We start from the raw sequence: 14843 nt of genomic DNA on the forward strand, positions 1-14843 counted from the left end.
AATGACGGTTCATTTCATCGGCGCCGGACCCGGCGCTGCCGATCTCATCACGGTGCGCGGGCGTGACCTGATCGGCAAATGCCCGGTCTGCCTCTATGCCGGCTCCATCGTTTCGCCCGAACTCATACAATATTGCCCGCCGGGCGCGCGCATTATCGATACGGCACCGATGTCGCTGGACGAAATCGAAGCGGAATATCTGCGCGCTGCAGCAGCCGGCGAAGATGTCGCGCGGCTGCATTCGGGCGATCTCTCGGTCTGGAGCGCGGTCGCCGAGCAGATCCGCCGGCTGGAGAGACACGGTATCGACTATACGATGACGCCGGGCGTGCCGGCCTTTGCCGCAGCAGCGTCCGCGCTCGGCCGCGAGCTCACGATCCCCGCAGTGGCGCAGAGCCTCGTGCTGACGCGTGTGTCCGGCCGCGCTTCGCCGATGCCCAACGAAGAGACGCTTTCGAAATTCGGGGCGACGGGCGCGACGCTTGCGATCCACCTCGCGATTCACGCGCTGCCGGAGGTCGTCGCGGAGCTGACGCCGCTTTATGGCGCCGATTGCTCCGTGGCGATCGTCGTCAAAGCGACATGGCCCGATGAGCGCATCCTGCGCGGCACGCTCGCCGATATCGAGCGGAAGGTGGCGGCCGAGCCGATCGAACGCACCGCGATCATCTTCGTCGGACGCTCGCTTGCGACTGACGATTTCCGCGAGAGCTCGCTTTACGACCCGGCCTATCAGCGCCGCTTCCGCGGCCGCGAATAGCTCGCTCAAACCTGGGCCGAGAGGTAATCCATGCTGGCCTTCAGCGCGGCAGCAGGATCCTTGAGCGCATGCACTTCGGCAGCAAAGGGCTCGAAGGATAAGGGGCCTTTATAGCTTGCCTGCAGCAGTGCGCGGATCTGGGCAGCATTGCCGAGCCGGTCGTCGGCGGCCACGAGCACACGATGCGGGTCACGCATGTCGGCGACGGAAACGGCGGGGTCGCTGACACCGGAAATGTGCACGAGGCCCGTCAGATGCGGAAATATCAGCGCCTCCCCGGCAAGATGATGATGGAAGGTATCGTGCACCAGCCGGAAGGTCGGCTGGGCGCCCAATGTCTCGATCGCCTCGGCCGCTTCCGCCTTGGAGCGCAGCGAGCAGATCTCGAAGCCGAGCGGCTCGACCAGCCCGACAATGCCGGCCGCATCCAGCATTGGCCGAAGTGCCTCGAGCGATCGGCGCAGATTGGCTTGACGTTCGCCGTCCGCGCGGCTCGTGCCGTCATTTTTCGGCACCAGCACCAGCGCCTGCGAGCCCACGGCCTTAGCATAGTCGACCAATTCGCGGGCCTCCCTCTCGCGGGTCGCATTCCATTCGTTGAAGCGCTGCAGCGCATTGATGGAGATGATGGCGACGCCGTGACGGGCAGCGGCGTCCCTGATCACCTCCGGCGGCGTGCCGTCGACAATAGCATTGCCGGTCAGGTCGTTGCGGATTTCCACCGCATCAATGCCGAGCGAAGCGGCGAGCGCGAAGAAATCCTCGATCGAAAGCGAGGGCGCTGCCATGTGGTTCAGCGCGAAACGAATAGATGGCATGCGAAATCTCCTCCTCGATCCCCGCATCTTCGGCGAGGACGTTTTGAATGATCGAGGAAATGTCTAATGCAATTCGGCGGCGCGTCCATCGGCGACGAGGCGTCAAAGCCTATCATTGCTGATAGAATTTCAGCTGAGATGATAGGATTCCATCATTCTCGGAGAATTCTGGTTTCTGAATTCCGAACGAACCAGCGCGCCGTTTGTCAGAATTGCTTCAGATATTTTCGGGCAGAAAAATCTCGAAAGGCAGGAAGGATTGGCCGGGGACGGCAGTCCCGCCATTCTCCAGAGCGCCCGTCATCAGCGAGACGACCTCCTCGCAAAGCGCCGGCAGCGGCGTGCCGATCGCCATGGTGACGATACCATCGGCAAGGCCGGTCTTGCTGTCCGACGTCAGTTCGTTGACGATCAGCACGATGCGGCCGTCGATTCCTTCCTCACGGAATGCCGAGATGGCCCCCTCCATGCCGCCGCCGCAAACATAGAGGCCGACGAGATCGGGATGTTTCTGCAGAAGCGTCAGCGTCGCCTCGTGAGTGATCTCAGGGGTTTCGAGATTGATCAGCGTTTCGACCACCTCGAAGTCCGGCGCCTCCTCGCGGAAATAGGAGCGGAAGCCCATCTCGCGCAGCTCATGACCATGGAAACGATGGCTCCCGACGAAGCAGGCAACCTTTCCCGGCCGTCGTGATGTCTTTGCGATCATCCAGGCGGCGGTGCGGCCGACCTTTCGATTGTTGACGCCGACATAGGCGTCCCTGACACCGGTCGCGAGATCCGAAAGCAGCGAGAAGACCGGAATGCCGCGTTCCTTCAACTCCTCGACCGCTGCCGTCACCGCCGGATAGTCCGGTCCGACGAGGGCAACCGCCTGATTCCTGGCACCAAGCAGCTTGATCTTTTCGACGAGCGCCGCCGGCGTTGCCGCAGCAGGATATTCCACCTGTGTCTGGATGCGGGCGGTCGTGACGTTGCGGGCAGCCGTTTCGATCTCGCGGGCGAAAGCCTGGTAGAAGGGCTGCGTCGGCTTCTGCAGCAGGAAGGCCAAGCGATATTGCGGCAGATCCTCGAAGACGCGCTGCCGGATCAGGCCGACGGCGTGATAGCCGATCGATTGAGCCGCATCATAGACGCGACGCGCCGTCTCCTCGCGCACCCGGTGGCGGCCATTCAGAACACGGTCGACGGTCGCGACACTGACGCCGGAGGCCTGGGCAAGATCGGAGATGGTAGGGCGGCGCATGGGCTTTCCTGAGAGTTTTCAATCACAAATGAAAGCTGTTTTTGATGGCTTTTGATAGAATACATCAAGCCTGCATTGAGAGCTTTGCGAAGTCAACATATTCTCCGGGCCAAGAGCTGGTGAGGAGGAAGGCATGGCTGGTGATGCAACAAAGCGGGATTACAGCCTCTTGGGGGCGAGCGGCAGGTCGGCGGTGGAAACCGGCCTTGCGGCTGCGCAATGGTATCACACCGATATTGCCCGCAAGGAGATGAAGGCGCTGATGCAGCGTTCGGACGCGCCAGCAATCCGCGATACGGCGCTCTGGCTCGGCAGCATGGCGGTCTTTGCAGCACTTGCCATTCGTTTCTGGGGCTCCTGGATCGCAGTGCCCTTCTTTCTTGCTTACGGCGTGCTCTACGGCTCGGCCTCCGACAGCCGCTGGCATGAATGCGGCCATGGCACCGCCTTCAAGACGCGGTGGATGAACGACGTCGTCTACCAGATCGCCTGCTTCATGATCATGCGCAATCCAGTGACCTGGCGCTGGAGCCATACGCGCCATCACACCGACACCGTCATCGTCGGCCGCGATCCCGAAATCGCTGTGATGCGCCCGCCGGATCTCGTTCGGCTGATCCTCAATTTCTTCGGCATTCTCGATGTCTGGCATGCTGTCGTCGACATGGTCAGGAATTCGACCGGCATCATCAGCGCCGGGGAGAAGACCTTCATTCCTGAGATGGAGCAGCCGAAGGCGATCCGCATCGCCCGCATCTGGCTGGCGATCTACGTCGTCACAATAGCACTTGCCATCTACATGGGCTCGATCCTGCCGCTTGTGCTGATCGGCCTGCCCCGCCTTTATGGCGCCTGGCATCATGTCCTGACTGGCTTGCTGCAGCATGGCGGGCTTGCCGACAACGTCATCGACCATAGGCTCAACAGCCGCACGGTCTACATGAACCCGATCAGTCGCTTCATCTACTGGAACATGAACTATCACGTCGAGCACCACATGTTTCCGATGGTGCCCTACCACGCGCTGCCGAAGCTGCATGCGATGATCAAGCACGACCTGCCGGCACCCAGTCTGTCAATCTGGGCCGGCTACAAAGAGATGATCCCGGCCTTCCTGCGCCAGCTTCGCAACGAGGATTATTTCGTCAAGCGGGAGCTGCCCGCGACGGCCCGGCCCTACCGCGAGGAGTTCCACGCCGAACTGGCGCCTGCAGCCCAGTAAGCAGCCCAATTAACCGGATTGAGGGAGGAAAAAGATGAACGGAAACTGGATTGAAGTTTGCGGCAAGGACGAGATCGACGAGGAGGATGTCATCCGCTTCGATCACGGCGGGCGCACCTTTGCGGTCTATCGCAGCCCGGATGACGAATTCTTCGCCACCGACGGGCTCTGTACCCATGAGCAAGTCCATCTCGCCGACGGGCTCGTCATGGACGAAATCATCGAATGTCCGAAGCATAATGGCCGCTTCAACTATAGGACTGGCGAGGCCAAAGGAGCACCGGTCTGCGTCAACCTCAAGACCTATCCTGTCAAGGTCGAAGACGGTGCCGTCTTCATCGCGATCTGAGGTGCGTCATGGCCCATTTCGTCATCATCGGGGCGGGGGAATGCGGGGCGCGTGCCGCCTTTGCGCTACGGGAAAAGGGATTTGACGGCAAGATCACGCTCGTCGGCTCCGAAATGCATCCGCCCTATGAGCGGCCGCCGCTTTCCAAGGCCGGGCTTTTGGGCGCCATCGATCCAAAATTCGTCGCCGCGCAGGAGGCTTATGCCGCAAGCAATATCCGCCTGCTGACCGGCTTGACGGCGACCGGCCTCGACGCTGCGGCCCATACGGTCGCACTGTCGGACGGCAGCCGCCTTTCCTATGACAGGCTGCTTCTTGCGACCGGCGCCAGCGCCCGTTCCTTTCCCAATGCACCCTCCGACAGCAGCCATATTCGCTCGCTGCGGACCCATCATGATGCCGCGACGTTGCGCGCCATGCTCCAGCCCGGCAAGCGGCTTGCTGTCATCGGCGGTGGTTTCATCGGCCTGGAGGTCGCTGCGACCGCCCGCCGGCTCGGCACCGATGTGGTTCTGATCGAAGGGCTGGAGCGGGTGCTGAAGCGCGGCGTGCCCGAGGACATCGCGCATCTCATCGCTGAGCGCCATCGCGCCGAAGGCGTCGATCTGCGTTGCGGCGTCTCCATCGAAGCGTTGAGCGAACAGGACGGCAAGGCCGTTATCCGGCTTTCGTCCGACGAGACGATCGAAGCCGATCTGGCCCTTGTCGGGATCGGTGCACGGCCGAATGTCGAACTTGCAGAAGCCGCCGGGCTTGCGATCGACAACGGCATTGCCGTCGATGACCGGCTGCTCAGCTCCGCCCCGGATATCTTTGCCGCCGGCGACTGCTGCTCCTTTCCGCTTGATATCTATGACGGCCGGCGAGTGCGGCTCGAATCCTGGCGCAATGCGCAGGACCAGGGCACGCTTGCCGCCGCCAACATGCTCGGCGCCGACGAGGCCGTCTCGGCGGTACCGTGGTTCTGGTCGGATCAATATGACATGGTGCTTCAGATTGCCGGCCTTGCCGATGGTGCGATCACACATCTGCGTCGTGATCTCGGCGAGGGAGCCTTCATTCTCTTCCATCTCGATGCCGAAGGGCGGCTCCTTGCTGCAAGCGGCATCGGACCGGGCAACACGGTCGCGCGCGACATCAGACTTGCCGAAATGCTGATAGCCGCGCGCGCCCATCCCGATCCCGCCGCGCTGACCGCCAGCAACATCAAGCTGAAGACGCTACTCGCCGCCTGATAGTTTCCACAAATACTGGCCAAAGGATATTGCGATGAAGAAGCATAATCGCGCCACGGTCGCAGACCTGCTGGCGCTGAAGGGAAAGCGCCAGCATGCTGCGCGTCACCTCGCTCGAAGAAGCGGAAGCTGCTGAAAAGGCCGGTATTGATCTGGTCTCCGTGCCACCTGCTTTGCTGGACCCGGCCTTTCGCGAGGCAGCCCCCTCTCCCTTTGCAATTCCCGGCCTAGAATATGGCGATCACGTCTCGGCGGAGGAGTACTTGCGCGAGGCCTTCAAGGCATTGAAGGCCGGCGGCGACGCCGTCTACTGCGCCGCAAGCCTGCAGACCGTCCGCCGCATGCGCGACGAGGGCATTCCCGTCTGCGGCCATGTCGGCCTCATCCCCTCGAAAGCCACCTGGACCGGCGGTTTTCGCGCTGTCGGAAAGACGGCGGCGAGCGCCTTCGAGGTCTGGCGCCAGACGAAGGCACTCGAAGAGGCTGGCGCTTTCGCAGCCGAGATCGAAGTCGTTCCCGGCGACGTAGCGGCGGCGATTTCCAACAAGACGTCACTGCTGATGATCTCGATGGGCGCCGGCCGCAACTGCGATGCGCAATATCTCTTCGCCGACGACGTGCTCGGCTCCAACCGCGACTACACGCCGCGCCATGCCAAGGTCTATCGCAATTTCGCCGCCGAATATGACCGGCTGCAGCACGAACGCATCGCCGCCTTCAGCGAACTGGCCGAGGACATCCGCTCCGGCGCCTATCCGGAAAAACGCCATCTCGTCGGCATCGACGAGGCCGAGTTGCGCAATTTCCTGCATCGGCTGGAAGAGGAGAGATAGAAGGCTGCTCTCCACCATTTGTGTGGGAAAACGCCATCAGTGTAATGGTGTGTCGCCGAGCCGAGCTTCCACATTCATACGCTTGTGCAGAATACGGACAATACCGGCCCGGCCGTCTTCAAGCGCGCGATAGAACAGGAAGTGCGAGTTGATAGCCAGCTTGAACAAGCCGGGCCAGATGTCGTCAATGGGCCGTCCGCTGCGCTGACCTAGTCCCAGGGCTTCGCAAGCCTTGCGGATATCGTTGACATAGCGATCCGCCTGCTCCTGGCCCCAATTGTCAAAAGTATAATCCCAGATATCATCGAGATCGGCGACGGCAGCCTTGGAGAGGACGTAGCCTTTCACTTTGTCCGGATCCGGCGCTTTCGATCAAGGAATGTGCCGAAATCGAAATCTTCTGCCTGGCCGCTGTCGATGCCGGTGCCGATTGCGTCGCGTAGCGCCTTCACCTTAGCCTCGTGCTCTTCCAGAAGCCGCAGACCGGCCCTGATGACTTCGCTCGCGGAGCCGTAACGACCTTCAATGACTTGCCGTTCGACGAAGCCCGCAAAATGATCGCCCAAAGCAATAGATGTATTTTTGGACATGAAAATCTCCTAAGTCATTACCAATATATACCAATATTTGGTACTATTCAATTTCGCTCGGGTTTCTTTGCTGGGGAGGAGGGGCGAGCCGATCATTGGCATTGATGCCGCCCTATGTCAGAGAATAGACTATCAGAAACAGATTCTCAGGCGCTGGTGACGATAGGCTTTGCACATGCGGAATTGATCGCGGTTCTCGTCGCTGTGACGGGCGATGAGCCGCGCGTCATGACGATCCGCAACGGCGATGCGCTGCCGTCAGGCCCCTTCGAGATGGGCCATCGCACGCTGCAATCGGGTCTGCGCGAATGGATCCAGGAACAGACCGCCCATCCGGTCGGATTTCTCGAGCAGCTTTACACCTTCGCCGACCGAGACCGGAACAACGATATCCAAGGCGGTCGAACGATCTCAATCAGCTATCTCGGCCTCGTCAACGAACAGTCAGGCGCTGGGCGGCCGGGCTGGCACGGCTGGTATGAATATTTTCCCTGGGAGGATCATCGCGATGGCCGCCCGGAAATTCTCAACGAACTCATCGCACGGCTGCACCTCTGGGCCGATGCCGAACCGGCCAAGCGCGAGTATAGACATCGCCGCGCCGATTTCACCTTCGGGCTCGATGGTGGCGGCTGGAACGAGGATCTGACGCTGCAGCGTTATGAACTGCTCTATGAGGCAGGCCTCGTTGCCGAGGCGGGTTGCGGCAGGGACCACAATCTTGGCCGTCCGATGTTTGCAGATCATCGGCGGATCCTTGCGACCGGCATCGCCAGGCTTCGCGCCAAGATCAAATATCGCCCGGTCGTTTTCGAGCTCATGCCGGAGAGCTTTACCCTGCTGCAATTGCAGCGGACCGTGGAGGCGCTCGCCGGCCTGACGCTGCACAAGCAGAACTTCCGCCGCCTGATCGAACAGCAGGAACTGGTGGAGGAAACCGGCGAGGCGACGAGCGAGACCGGCGGCCGGCCGGCCAAGCTCTTCCGCTTCCGCCAGACCATTCTCGAACAGCGCGCGCTCGCCGGCACGAAATTACCTCTCTCCCGCAATTGACATATGCTCATCTTGAGAATATCTCTTTGCGCATGATATGCTCAAATAGAGCATAATTAATGGAGCCGGCCATGAACCACCTTGTATCCGCGTCTTCCCTCTACGACCGCGTCAGCCGCGTCATCCCCAAAGCCGAATGGCTGACGTTTCAAGACGATGTCGAAGCGATCCTCGAGCTGAAGCGCAAACGCAATGCCGTCATCCTCGCGCACAACTACCAGACGCCGGAAATCTTCCATGGTGTCGCCGATATCGTCGGCGACAGTCTGGCGTTAGCCAGGAAGGCGGTCGAGGTCGATGCCGACGTGATCGTGCTCGCCGGCGTGCATTTCATGGCCGAGACGGCAAAGCTCCTGAACCCGGAAAAGACCGTGCTGATCCCCGATCTCGGCGCCGGCTGTTCGCTTGCCGAATCCATCACGCCCGAGGATGTCGCGCTGCTGCGCCAGGCCCATCCCGGCGTGCCCGTTATCACCTATGTCAACACCTCGGCTGCCGTCAAAGCCGCCTCGGATATCTGCTGCACCTCGGGCAATGCCAAGAAGGTGGTGGAATCTCTCGGCGTGCCGCGTGTGCTGATGATCCCGGACGAATATCTCGCCCGCAATGTCGCCAAGGAAACCGATGTGGAGATCATCGCCTGGCACGGGCATTGCGAGGTGCATGAACTCTTTAGCGCCGATGATGTGCGCCAGCTGCGCGAAAACCACCCGGGCGTCACCGTGCTTGCCCACCCAGAATGCCCGCCTGACGTCGTAGCCGAAGCCGATTTTGCCGGCTCCACCGCCGTCATGTCCGATTATGTCGGGCAGAAGAAACCGGCCCGCGTCGTGCTTTTGACCGAATGCTCGATGAGCGACAATGTCGCCGTCCATCATCCAGATGTCGAGTTCATCCGCCCCTGCAATCTCTGCCCGCACATGAAGCGCATCACCCTTTCCAACATTCGCACGGCACTTGAGGAAAACCGTCATGAAGTGACCGTCGATCCCGCGGTCGCGGTCGCTGCCCGGCGGGCTGTCGAGAGGATGCTGGCAATATGAGTGAGATTGCGAGCCAACTAACCGGCCGCGCCGTCATCGTCGGCAGCGGCCTTGCAGGACTGATGGCAGCCCTGACCCTGGCGCCTCAACCCGTTGTCATCGTCACCCGTGCCGGCCTTGGCCGAGAGACATCGAGCGCCTGGGCCCAAGGCGGAATTGCTGCCGCTTTGGGGGCTGATGACAGTGCCGCGCTGCATCTTGCCGATACGCTCGCTGCAGGCGACGGGCTTTGCGATCCCGCAATTGCTGCCGGAATCGTCGCCGAGGCGCCTGATGCCATTGCCGCGCTGGAGTGCGCAGGTGTCCACTTCGACCGGGCGGCGGACGGCGCCTTGTCGCTGGGGCTGGAAGCAGCCCATAACCGTCGCCGCATCGTGCATGCGCAAGGCGATGGCTCCGGTGCCGAGGTCATTCGTGCGCTCGTTTCTGCCGTTATCACCACACCCTCGATCACCGTGCTGGAAGGCCTGGACGCCCGTCGGATCCTGACGGATGAGGAGGGCGTCACCGGCCTTGCCTGCGTCGGCGCAAGTGGTGCAGTCATCCTGCCGACGCGGCGGATCGTGCTGGCGACCGGTGGCATTGGCGGGCTCTATGAGGCAACGACCAATCCGACCGGCAATTTCGGGCAGGGCATCATGCTTGCGGCCCGCGCCGGCGCGGAACTTGCCGACATGGAATTCGTGCAATTCCATCCGACTGCGCTTAATTCCCGCCGCCGGCCCTTAGCGCTCGTCAGCGAAGCGGTGCGCGGCGAGGGCGCCGTGCTCCTCAACGAGAGCGGTGAGCGTTTCATGGCTGGCGTGGCGGGTGCGGAACTCGCCCCCCGCGATGTGGTGGCGCGTGCCATCAGCGCTGAACTCGCCCGTGGCGGGCGTGTCTTCCTTGACGGGCGTGCCGCACTTGGTGAGCGCTTTGCCGCCCGCTTCCCGGTCATCGATGCGCTCTGCCGGGAGGCCGGCATCGATGCGAGCCGCGAGCTCATTCCCGTGTGCCCCGCCGTCCATTATCATATGGGTGGGGTTGCGACCGATGCTGTTGGCCGCAGCTCGATTGGCGGCCTATGGGTCGCAGGCGAGGCTGCCTCCACCGGTCTGCATGGCGCAAACCGGCTCGCCAGCAATTCGCTCCTGGAAGCAGCAGTCATGGGCATGCGCGCCGGCCGCGACATTCTTTCGATGCCGGCTGCAAAGCCGCCGATGCCTGAGGCCGATTTGTTTGCACTGCCGGAGGCGGCAGATCCTTCGCTTGTCCGGCCGATCGTCTCGCGCCATCTCGGCGTGCTGCGCAATGCAGGTGCCATTCACGGTGCTGTCGCAAGCCTCTTGCCGCTTGCCGAAGGCGATGGCCCTGGTGCCGATCCGGCGATCGTCGCCCTTCTGATTGCGGTGTTCGCAAGCCTTCGGGCGGAATCGCGCGGGGCGCATGCCCGCACCGATTTCCCTCTGAAGCGGGCCGAAGCCGTACGGCGGAAGATGACACTGGCTGACGCCCTTGACATTGCCAGGGCGACCGCTTCCCACCCGCTTGCAAGGAGTGCCTGAGATGAGCCTCGCTCCCCTTCCGCGCATCATTATCGAGCCGCTGGTGCGTGCGGCACTTGCCGAGGATTTCGGCCTTGCCGGCGATATCACATCAGCTGCCGTCATCCCCTCCGATCATCGCTCGACGGTCGTCATGGCCGCCCGACAGCCAGGCGTGGTCGCCGGCCTCGATGCCGCCGAGCTTGCCTTCCAGCTCGTCGATCCCGCCATAACCCTGAAGCGACATCTGCCTGACGGTGCAGTCGTCGAACCGGGCAGCGTGATCGCCACAATCAAAGGCCCGTCGCGTGGGCTGTTGAGCGCGGAGCGCACCGCCCTGAATTTCCTCGGTCATCTCTCCGGCATCGCCACGGTGACGGCCGGTATCGTCGCAGCGATCCGCGATACGAAAGCCGCCGTCGTCTGTACCCGCAAGACGACGCCCGGCCTGAGGGCAGTGGAAAAATATGCAGTACGCGCCGGCGGCGGCATGAACCATCGTTTTGCGCTCCATGATGCGGTGCTGATCAAGGATAACCACGTCGCCATTGCCGGCGGCGTTTCGGAAGCGATCCACCGGGCCAAGACCTCTGTTGGCCATATGGTCAAGATCGAAGTCGAAGTCGACACGCTCGATCAGTTGCACGAGGCGATGGGCGAGGGGATCGATGCCGTCCTCCTTGACAACATGACGCCCGATCAGCTGCGCGAGGCCGTCAGCATCGTCGCCGGACGGGCGATCACCGAAGCCTCGGGCCGCGTGACGCCGATGACGGCCCCCGACATTGCCGCCTCGGGTGTCGACCTTATCTCCGTCGGCTGGCTGACGCATAGCGCCCCGGTTCTCGACATCGGCCTCGATTTTATCGAAGCCGCTGGGCGAAACGCGGCACCGCTGCGCCGGACGGCCCAGGCATTCTTGTCTCTGTGAACTTCTGCCAGGATCAGACCAATTCCGCGGGCGTTTTTTTCTGGACACAGCTCCAACCTATTGCAAAGCTCCAAGGGCTCACTGGAGGCGTGAGAGGGAATGGAGGAAATCGGATTGGAAAAACCCCACGTTATCCCGTTGATGGGATTTGGTACGTTCGGACGCAATGGCAAGAACGGTATCGACGCGATCCTGTGTGCGCTCGAAACCGGCTACAGGCACCTCGATACTGCGCAGACCTATGATACCGAATTCGAAGTCGGCGAAGCGTTGCGTCGCTCGGGGATCGACCGGGAAGAGGTCTTTCTGACGACAAAGATTTCGACCGATAATTTTGGTCCTGGCGCACTCGTCCCCTCATTGGAAAAGAGCCTCGAAACCCTCAAGGTCGATCAGGTGGACCTGACGCTGATCCACTGGCCCTCACCCAACGGCCGCATTCCGCTCGAGGTCTACATCACCCAGATCGCAGACGCACAGGCCCGTGGCCTGACAAAGCTGATCGGTGTCTCGAATTTCACGATCGCTCTTCTGGAGGAGACCGAAGCCCTCCTCGGCAAGGGCAGGATCGCCAACAACCAGTTCGAACTCAACCCGATCCTGCAGAACAAGAAGCTCGCACACTACTGTCAGGAAAGGGAAATTCTCGTCACCTGCTATCTACCGATCGCTCGTGGCATGCTGTCGGAAGAACCGGTGCTGCGGGCAATCGGTGAAAAACACGACGCCACCCCGGAACAGGTGGCAATCGCTTTCGAACTTGCCAAGGGCTATTGCACCATCCCGACATCGGGCCGGCCCGAGCGCATCCGCTCGAACTTCAAGGCAAATTCGATCAGGCTTTCTCCCGACGAAATCGCCCGCATCGAGATGATCGACCGCAACCACCGCGTTGTCGATCCGGACTGGGGTCCGAAGTGGGATTAACTTTTAAGACCGAATCAAGGCGCTCGGGCCTCTGATTTTGGCGTTTACATCATCGCCGCAATCGCGTCGCAGAAGCGACCCGCGAGGACATGCTGACCAGGGCAAGGCAGGAGAGGCGGTCACCGGTCCGCGTGACAGGATGATGTTTCGGAATGAGACGGTTCTCGCTCTACATGCAGTATTTGTAAATTATATTGCTAGCAAACACCGGCCGGGAACGTAAATATTCGATAAAAATTATAGTCGCCGCAGGCAAAAACGCTTCACGTTGCCTGCTAATCGATCTAACATTGCCTGACCGGCCGGTCCGCCTCAAGCGCTCCGGCCTTTAAGGTGAGAACCGTGATGGACGGGTCAACCGGAGAAGTGAAAGCGAACAGACTATGTCTGCTCGGCAGGCCGCGATTGTTGGCCGCTGGGGCTGAGCTTCCTTTGCCCGAAAAATCCTATTTCCTGCTCGCTATGCTGGCGCTGTCGTCGGAGCCGCTGGTCGACCGCGAAACCATCCGATGCCAGCTGTGGCAGTCCGAACTTCCTGAAAAACGTGCTGGTAGCCTGCGCCAGCTTCTGTCTCGCATCGAACAGAGCATTCCTGAGGGGCTTCCGCCCTTGCTCATCGCCACGCGCACCCATCTTGGGCTTGCACCGGGCTGGGAGATCGACCTCAACATCCTCAAGCAGAAGGATGTCCTGGGGCCGGACGAAAGCGGCATCCTGCTCGGCGAACTGCTCGAAAGCGTCAAATCTCCCACACAGGGTGCCGAGGACTGGCTCACCTTTGAGCGCCAGCGGGTCAATGAAGCGCGCTCGGCCCATCTCGTTCACCTGCTCGAGAGGGAAGATGAGCATTCGGATGAAGAACAGATCGGCTTTGCCAAGCGGCTGATCGAGCTGGACCCCGCCAACGAGATCGCTTGCCGGGCGCTGATGCGCACCCTCGCCCGCATGAACGATTTGCCTGCTGCGCGTCAGGCCTACCTGAAATGCCGCAGCCAGCTCAAGGACGATTTCGATATCGAGCCGGACGAGGCGACGACGGCGCTTGCCCGCGAACTCGGCATACTGGCGGCCGCGCAGGCGGTGAGCGAACATCCGCGTCCCACCTCCGAACTCTTGATCGATCCGGCCGGCCAGCCGCGCATCGTCATCCTGCCCCCCGAAAGCATCTTCACCGATCCGCTGATGGACCGTGTCGGCCGCGCATTGCTCGAAGACGTTACGATTGGGCTCAGCCAGCAGCGCGGCTTCAAGGTCATCGCCGCCCATACGAGCCTCGAAATGCTGAGCCGTGCGCTCGACCCGACGCGCCCGACCGTCGGCCCGCTCGACCTCTCCTTCGACTACGCCGTCTATGTCACGATCCAGAGCCGCGACGAAGATGTCTATGCGACCTGCCGGCTGACGCGCACGGCCACTTCCGAAGTACTGTGGGCAGTCGAAATTCCATTCGCGATGCAGAAGATCAGTGAAGCTTTCAGCCAGCTTACCCGACGCATCGTCATGACGCTTGCCGATACGATCGAGCGCAATGAACTGGCGATGCCGCTTAGAGATGTGCCGGCTTCGGCCTATCGCCTCTACCTCGAAGGCAAGCGTCTGATTGCCCAGACCGACCTGCAGCACCTGCGCCAGGCGCGCAAATGGTTCAAGTCCTCGCTCGGCCGTTATGAGCATTTCTCCCCGGCCCACGCAGGCATGTCACGCGCACTCGGCATGGAATGGCTTATCCGCGGCATGCGCGACCGGGATCTCTTGGACGAAGCCTACGCCTCTGCAAGGATGGCACGCCAGACCGACCCGAACAGCGGCCGAGCCTATCGCGAACTCGGCTTCGTGGCGCTCTACCGCCGCCGCTTCGAAGAAAGCCTCGAATATTTCCAGCAGGCGCAGGATCTTAATCCCAACGATGCCGACATCCTGGCCGATTTCGCCGATGCGCTTTCCCATGACGGGGATTTCGATCGGGCGCTCGAACTCAGCCGGGCTGCATTCAAGCTCAATCCGCTACCGCCGGACTATTACTACTGGAATCTAGGCGGCATCCACTTCATGCGTGAAGAGTATGAGAAAGCGATCGATGCGCTGGAGCCGGTGAAGTCGAAACAGGCGACGGCTCGTCTGCTCGCTGCCGCCCATGCCATGGCGGGCGATCTCGGTAAGGCAAGGAATTATGCACGCGTTGTCTTGGAAAACTTCCCTGATTTCCGCAGCGAAGAGATCCGTCATTTCGTCCCTGACCGCGATCCGGCTTTCACTGAGCCGTTGATAAAAGGCCTGCAGCTCGCCGGTCTTCCCTGATGAATGGCCTTTTAA

General features: G+C 61.4%; 14 protein-coding genes and 1 pseudogene. 11 read left to right on the forward strand and 4 right to left on the reverse strand.

From position 1 onward, the window contains the following. The first annotated feature begins 1 nt into the window (after position 1). Positions 2-760, forward strand: a complete 759-nt coding sequence (cobM, locus tag FHX15_RS25415) for a precorrin-4 C(11)-methyltransferase (RefSeq protein ID WP_184401143.1) — start codon at positions 2-4, stop codon at positions 758-760. A 5-nt stretch (positions 761-765) separates the two neighbouring features. Here cobM and FHX15_RS25420 read toward each other — a convergent pair whose 3' ends face one another. Beyond that, the gene (locus tag FHX15_RS25420; protein WP_184401144.1) at positions 766-1578 is read right to left on the reverse strand and encodes a TIM barrel protein; all 813 of its coding nucleotides are present in this window, start codon (positions 1576-1578) and stop codon (positions 766-768) included. A gap of 217 nt (positions 1579-1795) precedes the next feature. Beyond that, complete coding sequence (locus tag FHX15_RS25425) at positions 1796-2824, reverse strand: LacI family DNA-binding transcriptional regulator (protein ID WP_184401145.1); 1029 nt, start codon at positions 2822-2824, stop codon at positions 1796-1798. Between the two features lie 133 nt (positions 2825-2957). Between FHX15_RS25425 and FHX15_RS25430 the strand changes: the two genes are divergently transcribed. From FHX15_RS25430 to FHX15_RS25445, 4 genes and pseudogenes are all read left to right on the forward strand, one after another. Next, complete coding sequence (locus tag FHX15_RS25430) at positions 2958-4046, forward strand: fatty acid desaturase family protein (RefSeq protein WP_184401146.1); 1089 nt, start codon at positions 2958-2960, stop codon at positions 4044-4046. Between the two features lie 34 nt (positions 4047-4080). Next, positions 4081-4395 carry a MocE family 2Fe-2S type ferredoxin gene (locus tag FHX15_RS25435; RefSeq protein ID WP_184401147.1) on the forward strand — a complete coding sequence of 105 codons (315 nt, stop codon included), beginning with the start codon at positions 4081-4083 and terminating at the stop codon, positions 4393-4395. Positions 4396-4403: 8 nt separating this feature from the next. After that, on the forward strand, positions 4404-5630 hold the full coding sequence (locus FHX15_RS25440) for an NAD(P)/FAD-dependent oxidoreductase (RefSeq protein WP_184401148.1): 1227 nt from the start codon (positions 4404-4406) through the stop codon (positions 5628-5630). Between the two features lie 34 nt (positions 5631-5664). Beyond that, positions 5665-6463: pseudogene (locus FHX15_RS25445) on the forward strand (3-methyl-2-oxobutanoate hydroxymethyltransferase). A gap of 36 nt (positions 6464-6499) precedes the next feature. Here FHX15_RS25445 and FHX15_RS25450 read toward each other — a convergent pair. Together FHX15_RS25450 and FHX15_RS25455 are read right to left on the reverse strand one after the other, a co-directional pair. Continuing rightward, positions 6500-6811 (reverse strand): type II toxin-antitoxin system RelE/ParE family toxin, encoded by a 312-nt coding sequence (locus FHX15_RS25450; RefSeq protein WP_184401149.1) that lies wholly within the window; start codon positions 6809-6811, stop codon positions 6500-6502. Further along, positions 6808-7053 (reverse strand): type II toxin-antitoxin system ParD family antitoxin, encoded by a 246-nt coding sequence (locus FHX15_RS25455; RefSeq protein ID WP_184401150.1) that lies wholly within the window; start codon positions 7051-7053, stop codon positions 6808-6810. Before FHX15_RS25455 ends, FHX15_RS25450 begins: the two co-directional genes overlap by 4 nt. 156 nt (positions 7054-7209) lie before the next feature. On the opposite strand from FHX15_RS25455, the gene FHX15_RS25460 reads away from it, so the two are divergent. The 6 genes from FHX15_RS25460 (at position 7210) to FHX15_RS25485 (ending at position 14828) form a co-directional block, all read left to right on the forward strand. Further along, positions 7210-8106 carry an NUDIX hydrolase gene (locus FHX15_RS25460; RefSeq protein WP_184401240.1) on the forward strand — a complete coding sequence of 299 codons (897 nt, stop codon included), beginning with the start codon at positions 7210-7212 and terminating at the stop codon, positions 8104-8106. 71 nt (positions 8107-8177) lie between these two features. Next, a complete protein-coding gene (nadA, locus tag FHX15_RS25465) occupies positions 8178-9149 on the forward strand; it encodes a quinolinate synthase NadA (protein WP_184401151.1) in 972 nt (323 codons plus the stop codon). Further along, positions 9146-10693: an L-aspartate oxidase gene (locus tag FHX15_RS25470; protein WP_184401152.1), complete on the forward strand. Its 1548-nt coding sequence runs from the start codon at positions 9146-9148 to the stop codon at positions 10691-10693. The genes nadA and FHX15_RS25470 overlap by 4 nt, the downstream gene beginning before the upstream one ends. Before the next feature lies 1 nt (position 10694). Then, positions 10695-11603, forward strand: coding sequence for a carboxylating nicotinate-nucleotide diphosphorylase (nadC, locus tag FHX15_RS25475; protein ID WP_184401153.1), 909 nt, complete (start codon positions 10695-10697; stop codon positions 11601-11603). A gap of 114 nt (positions 11604-11717) precedes the next feature. After that, positions 11718-12530, forward strand: coding sequence for an aldo/keto reductase (locus FHX15_RS25480; RefSeq protein WP_246779078.1), 813 nt, complete (start codon positions 11718-11720; stop codon positions 12528-12530). A 345-nt stretch (positions 12531-12875) separates the two neighbouring features. Continuing rightward, a complete protein-coding gene (locus FHX15_RS25485; RefSeq protein ID WP_184401241.1) occupies positions 12876-14828 on the forward strand; it encodes a BTAD domain-containing putative transcriptional regulator in 1953 nt (650 codons plus the stop codon). The last annotated feature ends 15 nt before the right edge of the window (positions 14829-14843 follow it).

The organism is Rhizobium sp. BK650 (genome assembly GCF_014195325.1).
Taxonomy (GTDB): domain Bacteria; phylum Pseudomonadota; class Alphaproteobacteria; order Rhizobiales; family Rhizobiaceae; genus Rhizobium.